Source organism: Streptomyces sp. AF1A (assembly GCF_047340315.1).
Classification (GTDB): Bacteria; Actinomycetota; Actinomycetes; order Streptomycetales; family Streptomycetaceae; genus Streptomyces.
The window spans coordinates 1-14616 of the sequence record NZ_JBLEBI010000172.1 but is presented as its reverse complement, the minus strand read 5'-3'; the positions used below and the strand labels follow the sequence as shown (position 1 = coordinate 14616).

Genomic DNA, 14616 nt, shown 5'->3' with positions numbered 1-14616 from the left:
TCGAGGTGGCGGACACCCCGCGTCCGCAGCCGATGGACGACGAGCTGCCGCCGGAGCCGCTGGACAACCCGCGCCGGCTGCTGGTCTGGCCCGCGCCGGACGTGACGACGCAGCAGGCGCTGAGCGACCGCGGCTACCGGCCGGTGATCGTGAACTCGCGCGAGGAGGTCGACGCGCAGATCGCGGCGTTCCCCGCCGCGCTGTTCGTGGATCCGCTGACCGGGCCGATCACGCGCACGGCTCTGCAGTCGCTGCGCCAGGCCGCCGTGGCCGCCGAGGTGCCGGTGCTGGTCACGGCCGGGCTCGGGCAGGCGACGCGCGAGGCGGCGTACGGCGCCGACCCCGCCGTGCTGCTGAAGGCGCTGGCGCCGCGGGACAGCGAGCAGCATCCGCCGCGGGTGCTGCTCATCGAGGAGCACGCGGAGATCGCGCTGGCGCTGACCGCGACGCTGGAGCGGCGCGGGATGCAGGTGGCGCGGGCCGCGAACGACGACGACGCGGTGACGCTGGCGGGCCAGTTCCATCCGAACCTCGTGGTGATGGACCTGATGCAGGTGCACCGGGGGCGGGCCGGGATCGTGGACTGGCTGCGCGCCAACGGGCAGCTCAACCGCACCCCGCTCGTCGTCTACACCGCCGCCGTCGACCCGGCCGACCTGCCGCGGCTGGCCTCGGGCGAAACGGTGCTGTTCCTCGCGGAGCGGTCCACGAGCAACGAGGTGCAGTCGCGGATCGTGGACCTGCTGGCCCGGATCGGCACGAACTAGTCACGGACTGGGCGGGCACGGGCTCACTTCGCGACGAGCCTGCGGGCCGCCTCCTTGACCGAGGCCCGCAGGCGCTCGCGGTCGGGGTCCTCGGCGCCCGAGACGATCCGGCGCATCTGCGGGACCGCGGACGCCCAGCTGGCGAGGGCGACCAGCAGCAGGAGCAGGTCGCCGGCCGGGATCGCGTCGGTGATCACGCCGCGCTCCTGGGCGTCGGCGATGGCGCCGACCTTGCGGGCGTAGTGCTGCCGGCGCGCCTCCTCGTCGGGCAGGTCGGCGGTGCCGTACGCGATGCCCTCCCAGAACAGCAGGCGGAGCAGTTCCGGGTGGGCCGCGTGGTGGTCGAGCATGCGGTCCAGCCAGCCGTCGATGTCGTCCGGGTCGACCGGGACGGCGGCGGCCAGATCGGCCATGCACCTGCCGAGGACCGTGGTGAACAGTTCGGACTTGTTGCCGAAGTAGGCGTAGATCAGCTGTTTGTTGGCCTTGGCCGCGGTTGCGATGCGATCGATGCGGGCACCCGCGATGCCGTGCCGTGCGAACTCGGCGACCGCAGCGTCGAAGATGCGGGCCTTGGTCGCCTCGGGGTCCCTCACCGGTGCCATGGGGACAGGGTAGGGACGCACCGGCAAGTAACCAACTATTTGGTTGGCACGACTGGCATCGGGCTCGCAGGCTGTTCCGCGCATGACCAGCCAACCGGTTAGTTGCTGCACTGGGTACGAAGGGGGCTCCCTGTATGCCGCGACCAAGCACCGCCGCCGAGGTCCGGGCGTCCGCGCCCGGCACGGAGGGCGCATCCGCCGGACTCCTGCTGGGGCTCATCGCCGTCTGCACCGCCGTCACCGCCGGGAACATCTATCTCGCGGCTCCGCTTCTGCCGCTGATCGCCCGTGGCTTCGGCGCCGCGCCCTCGGCGGAGGCCTGGATCGCCTCTGTCGCGCAGTTCGGGTACGCGGGCGGTCTGCTGTTCTTCGCCCCGCTCGGCGACCGCGTCGACCGGCGGCGGCTGGTGGGCGGCCTGTCGCTGGTCGCCGCGGTCGCGCTGTCCGCCGGCGCGGCGGCGCCCGGGGCCACCGCGCTCGCGGCCGCCGTCCTGGTGGCCTCCGCCGCCACGGTCGTACCCCAGCTACTGGTCCCGCTGGTGGCCGCCCGCGCCCCCGCCGACCGGCGGGGGCGGCATGTCGCCGCCGTCATCGCGGGGCTGTTCACCGGGATCGTGGCCGCCCGGGTCCTCGGCGGCCTGGCCGGGCAGGCCTACGGCTGGCGGGCGGTCTTCGCCGGGGCGGCCGTCCTCACCGCGCTGCTGGGCCTGGCCACCGCGTACGCCCTCCCGGTGGAGCACCGCCGGCGCCGCACCGGCCGCCTGTTCGCGGGGCTGACCTCACTGCCCCGGATCCTGCGCCGCTCGCCCGACCTGTGGCGCGCGTGCGTGCGGCAGGCCGGGATGTACGGTGCCTGGAGCGCGCTGTGGACCTCGCTGGCGCTGCTGCTGACCGGGCCCCGGTACGGCATGTCGACCGCGGTCGCCGGGCTGTTCGGCCTGTTCGGGCTGTCGGCCAGCGCGGTGGCCCCGCTCGCGGGCGGCTTCGTCGACCGCTTCGGCGCCGCGGCGGTCGTCCGCTCCTCCTACCTCCTGGCCGCCGTCTGCGTCCCGCTGTTCTGGCTCGGCGGGCACGGGCTCGCCGCGCTCTTCGCCGGCGCGGTCGCGATACACGCGGCCCTGGTCGCCGGCCATGTCGCCAACCAGACCCTGGCCCTGACCACCACCTCCGCCCCGGCCACCGCCAACACCGCCTACGTCGTCGCCAGCTTCGCGGGCGGCGCCCTGGCCTGCGCCCTCGCCGCCTCGGCCTACGGCCGGTGGGCCTGGCACGGCGTCTGCCTGGTGGCCGCCCTGTGGCTGGGCCTGGGCTGGCTGACCACGGCCCTGCCGGCCGGCGGGTCGGCGCGGGGATGAGACGTGCGGCGGGCATGCCGCGGGCGGTCGTGCGCGCCGGGCTCGGAGTAGGGCTCCGGCCCGGCGCGGCCGGTGGTGTCAGAGGCGGGTGACGTCGAGGTCGCCGTCCGCGTAGCGCCTGCGCAGGACCTTCTTGTCGAACTTGCCGACGCTGGTCTTCGGCACCGACTCCACGACGGTCCAGCGCTCGGGCAGCTGCCAGCGGGCGATGCGGCCCTCCTCGGCGAGGAATGTGCGCAGGGTCGCGAAGTCGGTGCTGGCGCCCTCCCTGAGCACGACCGTGGCCAGCGGGCGCTCGCCCCACTTCTCGTCGGGTACCGCGACGACGGCGGCCTCGGCGACGTCCGGGTGGGACATCAGCGCGTTCTCCAGCTCGACCGAGGAGATCCACTCGCCGCCGGACTTGATGACGTCCTTGGCGCGGTCGGTGAGGGTGAGGAACCCGTCGGGGGAGATGGTGCCGACGTCGCCCGTCTTCAGCCAGCCGTCCTCGCTGAACTTGTCGGCGGGACGCAGCGGTTCGGCGTCGGGACCGTTGTAGTAGGCGCCCGCGATCCACGGGCCGCGGACCTCCAGCTCACCGGCGGACTCCCCGTCCCAGGGGAGGCGTTCGCCGCCGGGACCGGTGAGGCGGGCCTCGACGCCTGCCGGGAACCGGCCCTGGGTGAGGCGGTAGGCGAACTCCTCCTCCGTGCCGGCGGCGTGGGCCGGCGGCCGGGCCACCGTGCCGAGCGGTGAGGTCTCCGTCATGCCCCAGGCGTGGCAGACCCGCATGCCGAGCTCGTCGAAGGCCTTCATGAGGGAGGGCGGGCAGGCCGAGCCGCCGATGGTGACCTGCGTGAGGGAGGAGACGTCCCGGGGCCTGTCCTTCAGCTCCGCGAGCAGGCCCTGCCAGATGGTGGGGACGGCCGCCGCGTGGGTCGGCCTCTCCCGCTCGATCATCTCGGCGAGCGGCGCGGGCTGCAGGAAGCGGTCCGGCATCAGCATGTTCACGCCGGTCATGAACGTGGCGTGCGGCAGCCCCCAGGCGTTGACGTGGAACTGGGGCACCACCACGAGGGAGGTGTCCCGGTCGGTCAGGCCCATCGACTGGGTCATGTTGACCTGCATGGAGTGCAGGTAGATCGAACGGTGGCTGTACACCACGCCCTTGGGGTCGCCGGTGGTGCCGGAGGTGTAGCACATGGCGGCGGCCTGGCGTTCGTCCAGCTCCGGCCAGTCGTAGGTGGTGGGCCGGCCGGCGATGAGCTCCTCGTACTCGTGCACCCGCGCGCCGGCGCCCGCCAGCGGGGCGCGGTCGCCGGGGCCGGACACGACGATGTGCTCGACCGTGGGCAGCTTCGGCAGCAGCGGCGCCAGCAGCGGGATCAGGGAGCCGTTGACGATGATCACGCGGTCGGCCGCGTGGTTGACGATCCACACCAGCTGCTCCGCGGGCAGCCGCAGATTGAGCGTGTGCAGCACCGCGCCCATGGACGGGATCGCGAAGTACGCCTCCACGTGCTCCGCGTTGTTCCACATCAGGGTGGCGACCCGGTCGTCCGGCCGGACCCCCAGCTCGTCCTTGAGAGCGTTCGCCAGCTGCACCGCGCGCGCCCCGGCCTCGGCGAAACTGCGCCGCTGCGGCTCGGCCTCACCGGTCCAGGTGGTGATCTGAGACCGGCCGTGCACCAGTACCCCGTGCACGAGGATCCGGGTGACGGTCAGCGGTACGTCCTGCATGGTGCTCAGCACGGCGTCCTCCCAAGGCGGCAGCGCCTACGCGGCGGTAAGGGTTGCGCAGATTCTGCTCACATACCGCGCGGTATGTCACTAGGGAGAGGGAAACTCGCCGCTACCGGACCAGTACGAGCTCCGGATCCTCGCGCAGTTTGGCCAGCGCGCGGGAGACCGCCGACTTCACCGTGCCCACCGACACCCCGAGCACGTCGGCGGTCTGGGCCTCGCTCAGGTCCTCGTAGTAGCGCAGGACGACCATCGCCCGCTGTCGCGCCGGAAGCCTCAGGATCGCCCGCCACATGGCGTCGCGCAGCGCCTGCCGCTCGGCCGGGTCGTCGTCGCCGGGCGCGGGCTCCGGCTCGGGCAGCTCCTCGCAGGCGAACTCGTCCACCCGGCGCTTGCGCCACTGCGACGTCCGCGTGTTCAGCAGCGCCCGCCGCACATAGCCGTCGAGCGCACGCTGGTCCTCGATCCGCTCCCAGGCGGCGTAGGTCTTGGCGAGCGCGGTCTGCAGCAGGTCCTCGGCGTCGCTCGGGTTCGCGGTCAGCGAGCGCGCGGTGCGCAGCAGCACCGGCTGACGGGCCCGCACGTACGAGGTGAACGACGGGTATGCCGGAGCCCGCCGCGCTGGTGCGGCGGCGGCCGAGGCGCTGGTGCAGACGGGTGTGGTCATGGCTCCACGCTAGGAGCGGGCGCGGCACCGGCGGATCGCCCGCAGGTCCCGAAGCGGAGTCCCCCTCAGGTTGTAGGGGTGGGGCCGGCCCCACCTCCTGAAGGTGGAGTACGAGTCCACCCGTCTCCGGGTCCGACCCTGAGCCGGGGACCCGCCGGCGTGCCCGGACCTCAGCCGTCCGCCGTCAGGACCAGGCCCGACGTCGGCACTCCGGTGCCGGCCGTCACCAGGGTCCGGCACGCCCCCGGCACCTGGTTCACCGCCGTGCCCCGCAGCTGGCGCACCGCCTCCGCGATGCCGTTCATCCCGTGCAGATAGGCCTCGCCGAGCTGACCCCCGTGCGTGTTCAGGGGCAGGCGCCGCGCGGCCACGAAGTCCGCCGCCTCCCCCCGTGCGCAGAAGCCGAACTCCTCCAGCTGCATCAGCACGAACGGCGTGAAGTGGTCGTAGAGGATGCCCACGTCGATGTCCGCCGGGCCGAGACCCGAGGTGCGCCACAGCTGCCGGGCCACCGTGCCCATCTCCGGCAGCCCCGTCAGGTCGTCGCGGTAGAAGCCGGTCATCTGCTCCTGCGCCCGGCCCGCGCCCTGGGCGGCGGCCGCGATCACGGCCGGCGGGTGCGCAAGGTCCCGGGCCCGCTCGACGGAGGTGACGACGATCGCCTGCCCGCCGTCCGTCTCCTGGCAGCAGTCCAGCAGCCGCAGGGGCTCCACGATCCAGCGGGAGGCGGCGTGTTCGGCGAGGGTGATCGGGCGGCCGTGGAAGTACGCCGCCGGGTTGGCCGCCGCGTACCGGCGGGCGGTCACGGCCACGGGCCCGAACGCCTCCGGCGCCAGCCCGTAGGCGTGCAGATACCGCTGGGCCGCCATCGCCACCCAGGACGCCGGGGTGAGCAGCCCGAACGGCAGGACCCAGCCGAGCGCCGCGCCCTCCGCCGAGGGCTCCCGGTGCTGCACTCCCGCGCCGAATCTGCGCCCCGACCGCTCGTTGAAGGCCCGGTAGCAGACCACCACCTCCGCCGCGCCCGCCGCCACGGCCAGCGCCGCCTGCTGCACGGTCGCGCAGGCCGCCCCGCCGCCGTAGTGCACCCGGGAGAAGAAGGACAGCTCGCCCATCCCGCAGGCCTGGGCGACCGTGATCTCCGGACTGGTGTCCATCGTGAACGTCACCAGGCCGTCCACGTCCCCGGGGGTGAGCCCCGCGTCGTCGAGCGCCGCGCGCACCGCCTGCACCGCCAGCCGCAGCTCGCTGCGCCCGGAGTCCTTGGAGAACTCGGTGGCCCCGATCCCGGCGATCGCGGCACGGCCGCCGAGGACGTCGCGTGCGCGCAGGCTCATGGGCGGACCTCCGGTGCGGGGACGGTGACGGTCACCGTGCCGGTCACGTGGCGGCCGAGGCTGTTGGCGCCGACGACGCGCACGGTGGCGGTGTCGCCGTCGACCGCCTCGATCGTGCCGGTGAGCACCAGGCGGTCGCCCGGGTGGTTGGGCGCGCCGAGCCGGATGGCCACCCTGCGCAGCGTGGCCGCGGGGCCGAAGTGGTCCGTGATGTACCGGCCGACCAGGCCGTTCGTGGTGAGGATGTTCATGAAGATGTCCGGCGAGCCCTTCTGCCGGGCCCGCTCCGGATCATGGTGCACGTCCTGGTAGTCGCGGGACGCGATCGCCCCGGCCACGATCAGCGTGCGCGTGACCGGGATCTCCAGCGGCGGCAGCTCCTCGCCGGCCCTCACCGCTCCACCACCCGGAAGACCGGCAGCGTCAGCTCCTCGTCGCAGGAGCGGAACTCCAGCCGCACCGGCAGGCCGATGCGCACCTTGTCGTGGGGCACCCCCACCACGTCGCTCACCATGCGCACGCCCTCGGCGAGCTGGACCAGCCCGACCGCGTAGGGCGGGTCGAAGGCCGGGAAGGGCGGGTGGTGCACGACCACGTACGAGTACACGGTGCCCTCGCCGCTCGCCTCGACCGTGTCCCAGTCCGGCCCGCCGCAGGCGTTGCAGCCCGGCAGCCAGGGGTGGCGCAGGGTGCCGCAGTCCGTGCAGCGCTGGATGAGCAGCCGGTGCTCGGCGACGCCCTGCCAGAAGCCGGCGTTGTCCCGGTTGACCACCGGTCGGGGGCGCCGGGGCCGGGGCTCGTCGGGGCGTTCGCGGGCCGGGGCGTACTTGAGGACGCGGAAGCGGTGCGTGCCCGCCGGTTCGCCGCCGGCCCGGACGTTCATCCGGGTGGTGACGAAGTACCCCGTGCCGAGCCTGGTCGTCTTGCGGTCGGAGACCGACTCGATCACCGCGTCGAACGTGACCTCGTCGCCCGGCCGCAGGGGGCGCAGATACTCCTGCTCGCAGTCGGTGGCGACGATCGATGTGCAGCCCAGCTCGTCCAGCAGGCCGAGGAGTTCGGTGTAGGGGCTGGTGCGCCCCCGTTGCCCGGAGAGGCCGGCCATCGTCCACGCCTGGAGCATGGTGGGCGGGGCCACGGCGCCGGGCCCCGCGTACGCCGGGTTGGTGTCGCCCATGGCCTCGCACCAGTGCCGGATCATCGGCAGGTTGACCGGGTCCTTGCCGACTCCGGTGACGGCGGCGGGTCGCCCCTCGTACGCCTTGAGCCGCGCCGTCGGTTCGTCCTCCTGCACAGCCACCGTGCGCCTCCCCGGGCCTTTCTCCACTCGTTTCTGACTGTCCGTCAGATCGGCGGGCGTGTCAAGGCGCCCGGAAAACGCCGACGCGGCGGCACCGAAGTACCGCCACACCGACGTGCTGCGACCCTGAAGCACACCCCCGAGGGCCCTCAGCGCGAGGGGCCCCGGCCGAGGCTCACCACAGCCGGGTGAAGCGGATGGCCACGTTCTCGTTGCCCTGCTGGATGGCCGTGAACGCGGAGCCGCGGACCTGGGCGGTGTTGCTCTGGGTCGAGGCGCCGGGGCCGACCGCGCTCTGCTGGGTGGTGGACGAGTTGCCGTTGTTGTTGTGGCCGACCCCGCTGCCGACGACACTCGCCACGCCCGCGTTCGATCCGTCGTCCGCGAAGGCGCCGTTGTCCGCGGCCGCGACGCCGCCGAAGAGGGCGGCTGCGAGCGGGAGCGCGGCGACGGCGGCGAGAACGCGGCCGGTACGGATGCTTGCCATGTTGTTCCTCCAGAACCAAGCACTCAGGCCCCGTGGGGCCATTGGTCAACTACCGCTTGTGTCGCGGCGGTCGGCCGACCGCCGCGACTGTCGTGGACGACGTCGCGCCACCAGAGTTGCCCACCGAATCCCCGGCGAATCCGCCTGGAAGCCACGATTCGCACGCAAGCGTGATGACAAGTCGATAAACCCCTATCGCCACCTTCGCTCACTTTCCCTCTCGATGAAGGGCATATGGGAATCTTCGCCACCTCAAGCGGCACAAGGGGTGAACCGTTCCAGCGCTGTTCCGGCCAACCTGTCCCGGCCGGGCGTGCCTCGCCCACCCTCCACTTCCCTTTTTCGAACGTGTGTACGAACATGGAGTCATGGCCACCACCGACCGGCAGGCCACGACGCTGGCCCTCGCACACGCCCTGTCCGCCGCGGAGCGCGGCCTGGCCGTCATCCCGCTGTCCCGGACGAAGCTCCCGGCCCTGCGCTCCCCCCACCGCGCCGGCCCCGGACCCGCCGGGCCGCGCTGCCACGGCGAGTGCGGCCGCTTCGGCCATGGCGTGTACGACGCCTCCACCGACCCGGTCCGCATCCGGGAGATGTTCGCCGCCGCACCCTGGGCCACCGGCTACGGCATCGCCTGCGGTCTGCCCCCGTACCACCTGATCGGCGTCGACCTGGACACCAAGTCCGGCACGGACTCCTCCGCCGCACTGCGCGAGCTGGCGCTGCGCCATCTGTTCACCATCCCGGACACCGTCGTCGTGCTCACCCCGAGCGGTGGCCGGCATCTGTGGCTGACCGGTCCGCCCGACGCCGTCGTGCCCAACTCGGCCGGCCGGCTCGCCCCCGGCATCGACATCCGCGGCGCCGGCGGCTACCTCGTGGGCCCCGGCTCCCGCACCGACCACGGGGTCTACGGCACCGTCCCCGGCACCGCACACCTGCCCCCGGCCGCCTGCCCGCCGGCCCTGCTGCGCCTGCTGCTGCCCCCGCCCCGCACCGGTCACCCCGCCCCGCACCCGCCCGGCGACCACGGCCGCGGCCTCGTCCAGTTCGTCATGACCGCCCACGAGGGCCAGCGCAACACCCGCCTGTTCTGGGCCGCCTGCCGCGCCTACGAGAACGGCATCGGCCCCTTGCTGGCCGCGCCCCTCACCGAGGCGGCCTGCCACACCGGCCTGACCGAACGCGAGGCCCGCGCCACGATCGCCTCGGCGGCACGGATGACGGGACATCGGGCGTGAGCGTCCCGGCAGAGGGCCACCCGTGGTCCGGTGCGACGGTGCGCCCGCGTCCGTGCGGCTTCTCGGCGCGGCCGGGGTGCCCGCCCTCCCGGCCGTGGCTCCTGGGCCCGGCACGGCGCTGGTGACGCCCGCTGCCCGGGCCCACTGTCACACCCACGCCCTACCCTCGGACGTGATGGCACAGACGTGGACGTGCTCGGGCCTGCGCTGGGCGGCTCAGGGTCCGGCGCTGGTGTGGGACGGCGGGCGGCGCAGTGCCCTGCCGTGGGGGAAGAGGGTCGCGTTCGCCGTGCCCGAGGGGGCTGTGCGGACGTGTGTGGGGGCGCGCGGGTATGCCTGTCCGCTGCGGTCCCCCGTGTCCGCGCGGAGTACGGGGGCCCGGTGCGAGGAGTGTGCGCGGCTGGACCGGGCGCACTCCGTGGCCGCAGACACGCTGGCGGACGATCCCCGGCCGTACCGCGTGTACCTGGCGTGGTTCGGGCCCGGCCTGGTCAAGGTCGGCATCACCGCCGTCGAGCGGGGCCCGACGCGGCTGCTGGAGCAGGGCGCCGTCTGCTTCAGCTGGCTGGGCACCGGTCCGCTGATGGCCGCCCGGCGCACGGAGGAGCTGTTGCGGGCCGCGCTGCGCGTGCCGGACCGGATCCCGTACGCGCAGAAGCGGGCGGTGCGGTCGGCGCTGCCCGCGACGGCGGCGGAGCGGGCCGCCGAGGTGCGGGAGCTGCACGCGCGGGCGGTCGCGCTCGACGGCCGCCCGGAGTCGCTGCGCCCGCAGCCCTGCCGAGTCGTCGACCACACGGGCGCCTTCGGGCTGGCCGGGGCCGTGCCCGCCACCGGTGAGGTGGTGGAACTGGCGCCGGGCGGCGCGGTGGGCGGCGAGTTGGTCGCGGCCGCCGGGCCCGATCTCCATCTGGCGGTCGAGGGGCGCGGGGTGGTGGTGCTGGACACCCGGCTGATGCGCGGGTGGGAGCTGGTCCCGTCCGCCGCGGCGGAGGCCGGCGACCCCGCGGGCGAACTCACCTTTGCGCTGCGGCCGTTCGTCCGGGAGCAGGACGGTCTGTTCTGAGACCGGGGGCGAGCGCACGGAGCGCGCACCCGGATCTCGTACGGGCCGCTTCCCAGGGTTTGCCTGAGAGCCGCCTGTGCGTTTCTCAGGAAAAACACAGATCCGTGAAAGCGTGTTCTCAGAGGGCCCCGACAAGGTGTCCGCCATGACCACGACCTCGCCCCAGGGGCGCACCGAACTGCTGAGGCCGGACGGGAGCCCCGTCCGCGTGCTGGTGGTGGACGACGAGTTGTCGATCACCGAACTGCTGAGCATGGCTCTTCGCTACGAGGGCTGGCAGATCAGGAGTGCGGGGGACGGGCAGGGAGCTCTGCAGGCCGCCCGCGAGTTCCGGCCCGACGCCGTCGTACTCGACATGATGCTGCCCGACATGGACGGGCTGACCGTGCTCGGGCGGCTGCGGCGCGAGCTGCCGGACGTGCCCGTGCTCTTCCTGACCGCCAAGGACGCGGTGGAGGACCGCATCGCCGGGCTCACCGCCGGCGGGGACGACTACGTCACCAAGCCGTTCAGCCTGGAGGAGGTCGTGGCCCGGCTGCGCGGGCTCATCCGGCGGTCCGGTGCCGCCGACCGCCGGTCCGAGTCCGTCCTCGTCGTCGGCGACCTGACCCTGGACGAGGACAGCCACGAGGTCGCGCGGGGCGGGGACTCCATCCACCTCACCGCCACGGAGTTCGAGCTGCTCCGGTTCCTCATGCGCAACCCCCGGCGGGTGCTCAGCAAGGCGCAGATACTGGACCGGGTCTGGTCGTACGACTTCGGCGGGCAGGCCAACGTCGTCGAGCTGTACATCTCCTACCTGCGCCGGAAGATCGACGCCGGAAGGGAGCCGATGATCCACACGCGGCGCGGCGCCGGTTACCTGATCAAGCCCGCCACGTCATGAGCGGGCGGCGCCGGCCGGGCCCGCAGCGGGGACGGAAGCGCCGGGCCGGACAGCCGCGCACCCTGCGGACCCGGCTCGTCGTCGCGTCGGTGGTGCTGATCGCCGTGGTGTGCGCGGTGATCGGCACGGTGACGACGGTGGCGTTGCGGTCGCATCTGTACGCCCAGCTCGACGGCAAGGTCCGCGACATCGCCGTGCGCGCGGCGGGCGGCCGGGTGCATCCGGGCGCGGCCCTGCCCGGCGCCCCGGCCGGTCCGGACTCCTCGGGCGGGAACAGCGCCACGCCCGGCGACAAGATCGCACGCATCCTCGTCAACGGCCCGACACAGCCCGGCACCGTCGCGGCCTACGTGGAGAACGGCCGGATCGCCGGCGCGGCCCAGGCGGTGCAGCGCAAGGACAGCTACGGCGGGTTTCAGAAGATGGCCGCCGCCGGCCTCACCGCGGCGCAGCAGCAGGCACTCGCGCGCGTGCCGAACGACCAGCGCCCCCACACGGTGGACCTGCCCGGTCTGGGCAGCTACCGCGTCCAGTACGCGGTGAGTCCCGACGGCGGCGACACCTACTACGTCGCCCTGCCCACCAGGGACGTGGACGACAACGTCGACACGCTCGTCGTCGTCGAGGTCTGTGTCACCCTCGCCGGACTGCTCGCCGCCTCGCTCGCCGGATCCGTCATCGTCGGCATCGCCACCCGCCCCCTGCGCAAGGTCGCCGCCACCGCCACCCGCGTCTCCGAACTGCCGCTGCACACCGGCGAGGTGAACCTCAGCGAGCGGGTGCCGGAGTCGGAGTGCGACCCGCACACCGAGGTCGGCCAGGTGGGCGCCGCGCTGAACCGGATGCTGGACCACGTCCACGGCGCCCTGCACGCACGCCAGCAGAGCGAGATGCGGGTACGGCAGTTCGTGGCCGACGCCAGTCACGAGCTCAGGACGCCGCTCGCCTCCATCCGCGGGTACGCCGAGCTGACCAGGCGCGGACGCGAGCAGGTCGGGCCGGACACCCGGCACGCCCTCGGGCGGATCGAGTCCGAGGCCGGCCGCATGACCCTGCTCGTCGAGGACCTCCTGCTGCTGGCCCGCCTCGACGCGGGCAGACCCCTGCAGTTCGAGCAGACCGATCTCGTGCCCCTCGTCGTGGACACCGTCAGCGACGCCCGCGCGGCCGGCATGGACCACAACTGGCGGCTCGACCTGCCCGACGAGCCCGCCCTCGTCTCCGCCGACGCGGCACGCGTCCAGCAGGTGCTCGTCAACCTGCTCGGCAACGCCCGCAAGCACACCCCGCCGGGTACGACCGTCGTCGCGCGCGTGCAGCGGCGCGGGCCGTGGATGTGCGTGGACGTGGAGGACAACGGGCCGGGGATCGCGCCGGACCTGCTGCCGCACGTCTTCGAGCGGTTCGCGCGCGGGGACTCGGCGCGCTCGCGAACCACCGGCTCGACCGGGCTGGGGCTCGCCATCGTGCAGGCGGTGGCCACCGCGCACGGCGGCGCCGTGACCGTCGACAGCGTTCCGGGCCGGACGGTGTTCACCGTGCGGCTGCCCGCGCTCACCGCCGCCGCCGTGCGCCCCGCGCCCGCAGTCGGCGGGCGCGGGCACTCACAGGCGCAGCACAGTGCCACCACATGGGTGCGACAGCGGACTTGACGAGAGTCGGGCCATGCGAACCGACTCTTCTCCCGGCACCCTGCCGGCGCGGGAGCACCTCCCGGCCGGAGACGCCGGTACGCCTGTCCTGGACGTAGTGGTCCCCGTCCACAACGAGGAGAAGGACCTCCAGCCGTGCGTGCGCAGACTGCACGCGCACCTCACGCGCACCTTCCCGTACGCCTTCCGCATCACGATCGCGGACAACGCGTCCACCGACACCACCCCGCTGGTGGCGGCGCGGCTGGAGGCGGAGATCCCCGAGGTCACCACCCTCCGCCTGGAGCAGAAGGGCCGGGGCCGCGCCCTCAGGACCGTGTGGTCGGCGTCCGAGGCACCGGTCCTCGCGTACATGGACGTCGACCTGTCCACCGACCTCAACGCCCTGCTGCCGCTGGTCGCGCCGCTGATCTCCGGCCACTCGGACCTCGCGATCGGCTCCCGGCTCGCCCGCGCCTCCCGGGTGGTGCGCGGTCCGAAGCGGGAGTTCATCAGCCGGGCCTACAACCTGATCCTGCGCGGCTCGCTCCAGGCCCGCTTCTCGGACGCCCAGTGCGGCTTCAAGGCCATCCGGTGGGACGTGGCCCAGGTGCTGCTGCCGCTGGTGGAGGACACCGGCTGGTTCTTCGACACCGAGATGCTGGTGCTCGCCGAACGGGCGGGCCTGCGGATCCACGAGGTGCCGGTCGACTGGGTCGACGACCCGGACTCCACCGTGCACATCGTGAGGACGGCGGCCGACGACCTCAGGGGCGTGTGGCGGATCGGCAAGGCGCTGGCCACCGGCTCGCTGCCACTGGACCGGCTCACCCGGCCCTTCGGCGACGACCCGCGCGACCGTGAACTGGCCGACGTCCCCAGGGGACTTGCCCGCCGACTGGTCGGCTTCTGCGCCGTGGGCGGCCTGTCCACCCTGTTCTATCTCCTGCTCTACGGCGTCTTCCGGCAGTTCGCCGGCGCCCAGATCGCCAACGCGCTCGCGCTGCTGGTCTCGGCGGTCGCCAACACGGCCGCCAACCGCCGGCTCACCTTCGGGGTGCGCGGCCGGGGCGGCGCCGTACGGCACCAGGCGCAGGGTCTGGTCGTCTTCGCCATCGGACTCGCCCTGACCAGCGGCTCCCTGGCCGCCCTGGCCGCGGCCGGCGGCGGCCAGGCGCACTCCACCGAGCCGGCGGTGCTCGTCGCCGCCAATCTCGCCGCGACGGTGCTGCGGTTCCTGCTCCTGCGTGCCTGGGTCTTCCCGGACCGCGAGACCGCCTCGGCCGCCCCGCCCACCGTGGTCACCGCGCGCACCCCGTCCTCGCCGGCGTACGGCACGACGACCCCGCCGCACGGCACGCCCGCCGCGTACGCACCGCCGCCCGAGCGGCCGTACCGGCGGCAGCCGTACCCGACCACCCAGGTCCGCGCCGGCGACGCCGCGGACGGCAACTGGAGGGACGCCACCGTGCACCTGCAGCCGGTGCGCCCTCACGACACGGATCCGGGGGACCCCTGGTGACCACCCACCACGAGCAGCCGGCGCAGCGGG

14 protein-coding genes are annotated in these 14616 nt (G+C 73.8%); 7 read left to right on the top strand and 7 right to left on the bottom strand.

Features of this window, described 5'->3' with window-relative positions; translation table 11 throughout:
- A partial coding sequence (locus ACLU3S_RS30330; protein ID WP_413955175.1) for a response regulator occupies positions 1-767 on the top strand: 767 nt, incomplete at its 5' end.
- A gap of 23 nt (positions 768-790) precedes the next feature.
- On the opposite strand, the gene ACLU3S_RS30325 is transcribed toward ACLU3S_RS30330, so the two are convergent.
- Complete coding sequence (locus ACLU3S_RS30325) at positions 791-1372, bottom strand: TetR family transcriptional regulator (protein WP_413955174.1); 582 nt, start codon at positions 1370-1372, stop codon at positions 791-793.
- A 134-nt stretch (positions 1373-1506) separates the two neighbouring features.
- Between ACLU3S_RS30325 and ACLU3S_RS30320 the strand changes: the two genes are divergently transcribed.
- The gene (locus ACLU3S_RS30320; RefSeq protein WP_413955173.1) at positions 1507-2727 is read left to right on the top strand and encodes an MFS transporter; all 1221 of its coding nucleotides are present in this window, start codon (positions 1507-1509) and stop codon (positions 2725-2727) included.
- 78 nt (positions 2728-2805) lie between these two features.
- Here ACLU3S_RS30320 and ACLU3S_RS30315 read toward each other — a convergent pair whose 3' ends face one another.
- The 6 genes from ACLU3S_RS30315 to ACLU3S_RS30290 form a co-directional block, all read right to left on the bottom strand.
- Positions 2806-4461, bottom strand: coding sequence for a long-chain fatty acid--CoA ligase (locus ACLU3S_RS30315; RefSeq protein WP_413955172.1), 1656 nt, complete (start codon positions 4459-4461; stop codon positions 2806-2808).
- 100 nt (positions 4462-4561) lie between these two features.
- Positions 4562-5119 carry a SigE family RNA polymerase sigma factor gene (locus tag ACLU3S_RS30310; RefSeq protein WP_413955171.1) on the bottom strand — a complete coding sequence of 186 codons (558 nt, stop codon included), beginning with the start codon at positions 5117-5119 and terminating at the stop codon, positions 4562-4564.
- Between the two features lie 170 nt (positions 5120-5289).
- Positions 5290-6456 carry a lipid-transfer protein gene (locus ACLU3S_RS30305; protein ID WP_413955170.1) on the bottom strand — a complete coding sequence of 389 codons (1167 nt, stop codon included), beginning with the start codon at positions 6454-6456 and terminating at the stop codon, positions 5290-5292.
- A complete protein-coding gene (locus ACLU3S_RS30300; protein WP_413955169.1) occupies positions 6453-6851 on the bottom strand; it encodes a MaoC family dehydratase in 399 nt (132 codons plus the stop codon). Before ACLU3S_RS30300 ends, ACLU3S_RS30305 begins: the two co-directional genes overlap by 4 nt.
- Complete coding sequence (locus ACLU3S_RS30295; protein ID WP_413955168.1) at positions 6848-7756, bottom strand: bifunctional MaoC family dehydratase N-terminal/OB-fold nucleic acid binding domain-containing protein; 909 nt, start codon at positions 7754-7756, stop codon at positions 6848-6850. The genes ACLU3S_RS30300 and ACLU3S_RS30295 overlap by 4 nt, the downstream gene beginning before the upstream one ends.
- A gap of 175 nt (positions 7757-7931) precedes the next feature.
- Positions 7932-8243, bottom strand: a complete 312-nt coding sequence (locus ACLU3S_RS30290) for a hypothetical protein (RefSeq protein ID WP_413955167.1) — start codon at positions 8241-8243, stop codon at positions 7932-7934.
- A gap of 368 nt (positions 8244-8611) precedes the next feature.
- Here ACLU3S_RS30290 and ACLU3S_RS30285 point away from each other — a divergent pair, with 368 nt between their 5' ends.
- The 5 genes from ACLU3S_RS30285 to ACLU3S_RS30265 all read left to right on the top strand — a co-directional run bounded on the left by ACLU3S_RS30285 (position 8612) and on the right by ACLU3S_RS30265 (position 14586).
- The gene (locus tag ACLU3S_RS30285) at positions 8612-9484 is read left to right on the top strand and encodes a bifunctional DNA primase/polymerase (RefSeq protein WP_413955166.1); all 873 of its coding nucleotides are present in this window, start codon (positions 8612-8614) and stop codon (positions 9482-9484) included.
- A gap of 175 nt (positions 9485-9659) precedes the next feature.
- Positions 9660-10547 carry a DUF2797 domain-containing protein gene (locus ACLU3S_RS30280; RefSeq protein WP_413955165.1) on the top strand — a complete coding sequence of 296 codons (888 nt, stop codon included), beginning with the start codon at positions 9660-9662 and terminating at the stop codon, positions 10545-10547.
- Positions 10548-10692: 145 nt separating this feature from the next.
- Positions 10693-11433 carry a response regulator transcription factor gene (locus tag ACLU3S_RS30275; RefSeq protein WP_413955164.1) on the top strand — a complete coding sequence of 247 codons (741 nt, stop codon included), beginning with the start codon at positions 10693-10695 and terminating at the stop codon, positions 11431-11433.
- Positions 11430-13085, top strand: a complete 1656-nt coding sequence (locus ACLU3S_RS30270; protein WP_413955163.1) for an ATP-binding protein — start codon at positions 11430-11432, stop codon at positions 13083-13085. Before ACLU3S_RS30275 ends, ACLU3S_RS30270 begins: the two co-directional genes overlap by 4 nt.
- Before the next feature lie 13 nt (positions 13086-13098).
- The gene (locus ACLU3S_RS30265; protein ID WP_413955162.1) at positions 13099-14586 is read left to right on the top strand and encodes a glycosyltransferase; all 1488 of its coding nucleotides are present in this window, start codon (positions 13099-13101) and stop codon (positions 14584-14586) included.
- Positions 14587-14616: the final 30 nt, after the last annotated feature.

Bases quoted from the DNA above. Each gene is read 5' to 3' on its own strand.
- ACLU3S_RS30325 (WP_413955174.1), bottom strand. From the start codon at position 1,372: ATGGCACCGGTGAGGGACCCCGAGGCGACCAAGGCCCGCATCTTCGAC.
- ACLU3S_RS30320 (WP_413955173.1), top strand. From the start codon at position 1,507: ATGCCGCGACCAAGCACCGCCGCCGAGGTCCGGGCGTCCGCGCCCGGC.
- ACLU3S_RS30310 (WP_413955171.1), bottom strand. From the start codon at position 5,119: ATGACCACACCCGTCTGCACCAGCGCCTCGGCCGCCGCCGCACCAGCG.
- ACLU3S_RS30305 (WP_413955170.1), bottom strand. From the start codon at position 6,456: ATGAGCCTGCGCGCACGCGACGTCCTCGGCGGCCGTGCCGCGATCGCC.
- ACLU3S_RS30290 (WP_413955167.1), bottom strand. From the start codon at position 8,243: ATGGCAAGCATCCGTACCGGCCGCGTTCTCGCCGCCGTCGCCGCGCTC.
- ACLU3S_RS30285 (WP_413955166.1), top strand. From the start codon at position 8,612: ATGGCCACCACCGACCGGCAGGCCACGACGCTGGCCCTCGCACACGCC.
- ACLU3S_RS30280 (WP_413955165.1), top strand. From the start codon at position 9,660: ATGGCACAGACGTGGACGTGCTCGGGCCTGCGCTGGGCGGCTCAGGGT.
- ACLU3S_RS30275 (WP_413955164.1), top strand. From the start codon at position 10,693: ATGACCACGACCTCGCCCCAGGGGCGCACCGAACTGCTGAGGCCGGAC.
- ACLU3S_RS30270 (WP_413955163.1), top strand. From the start codon at position 11,430: ATGAGCGGGCGGCGCCGGCCGGGCCCGCAGCGGGGACGGAAGCGCCGG.
- ACLU3S_RS30265 (WP_413955162.1), top strand. From the start codon at position 13,099: ATGCGAACCGACTCTTCTCCCGGCACCCTGCCGGCGCGGGAGCACCTC.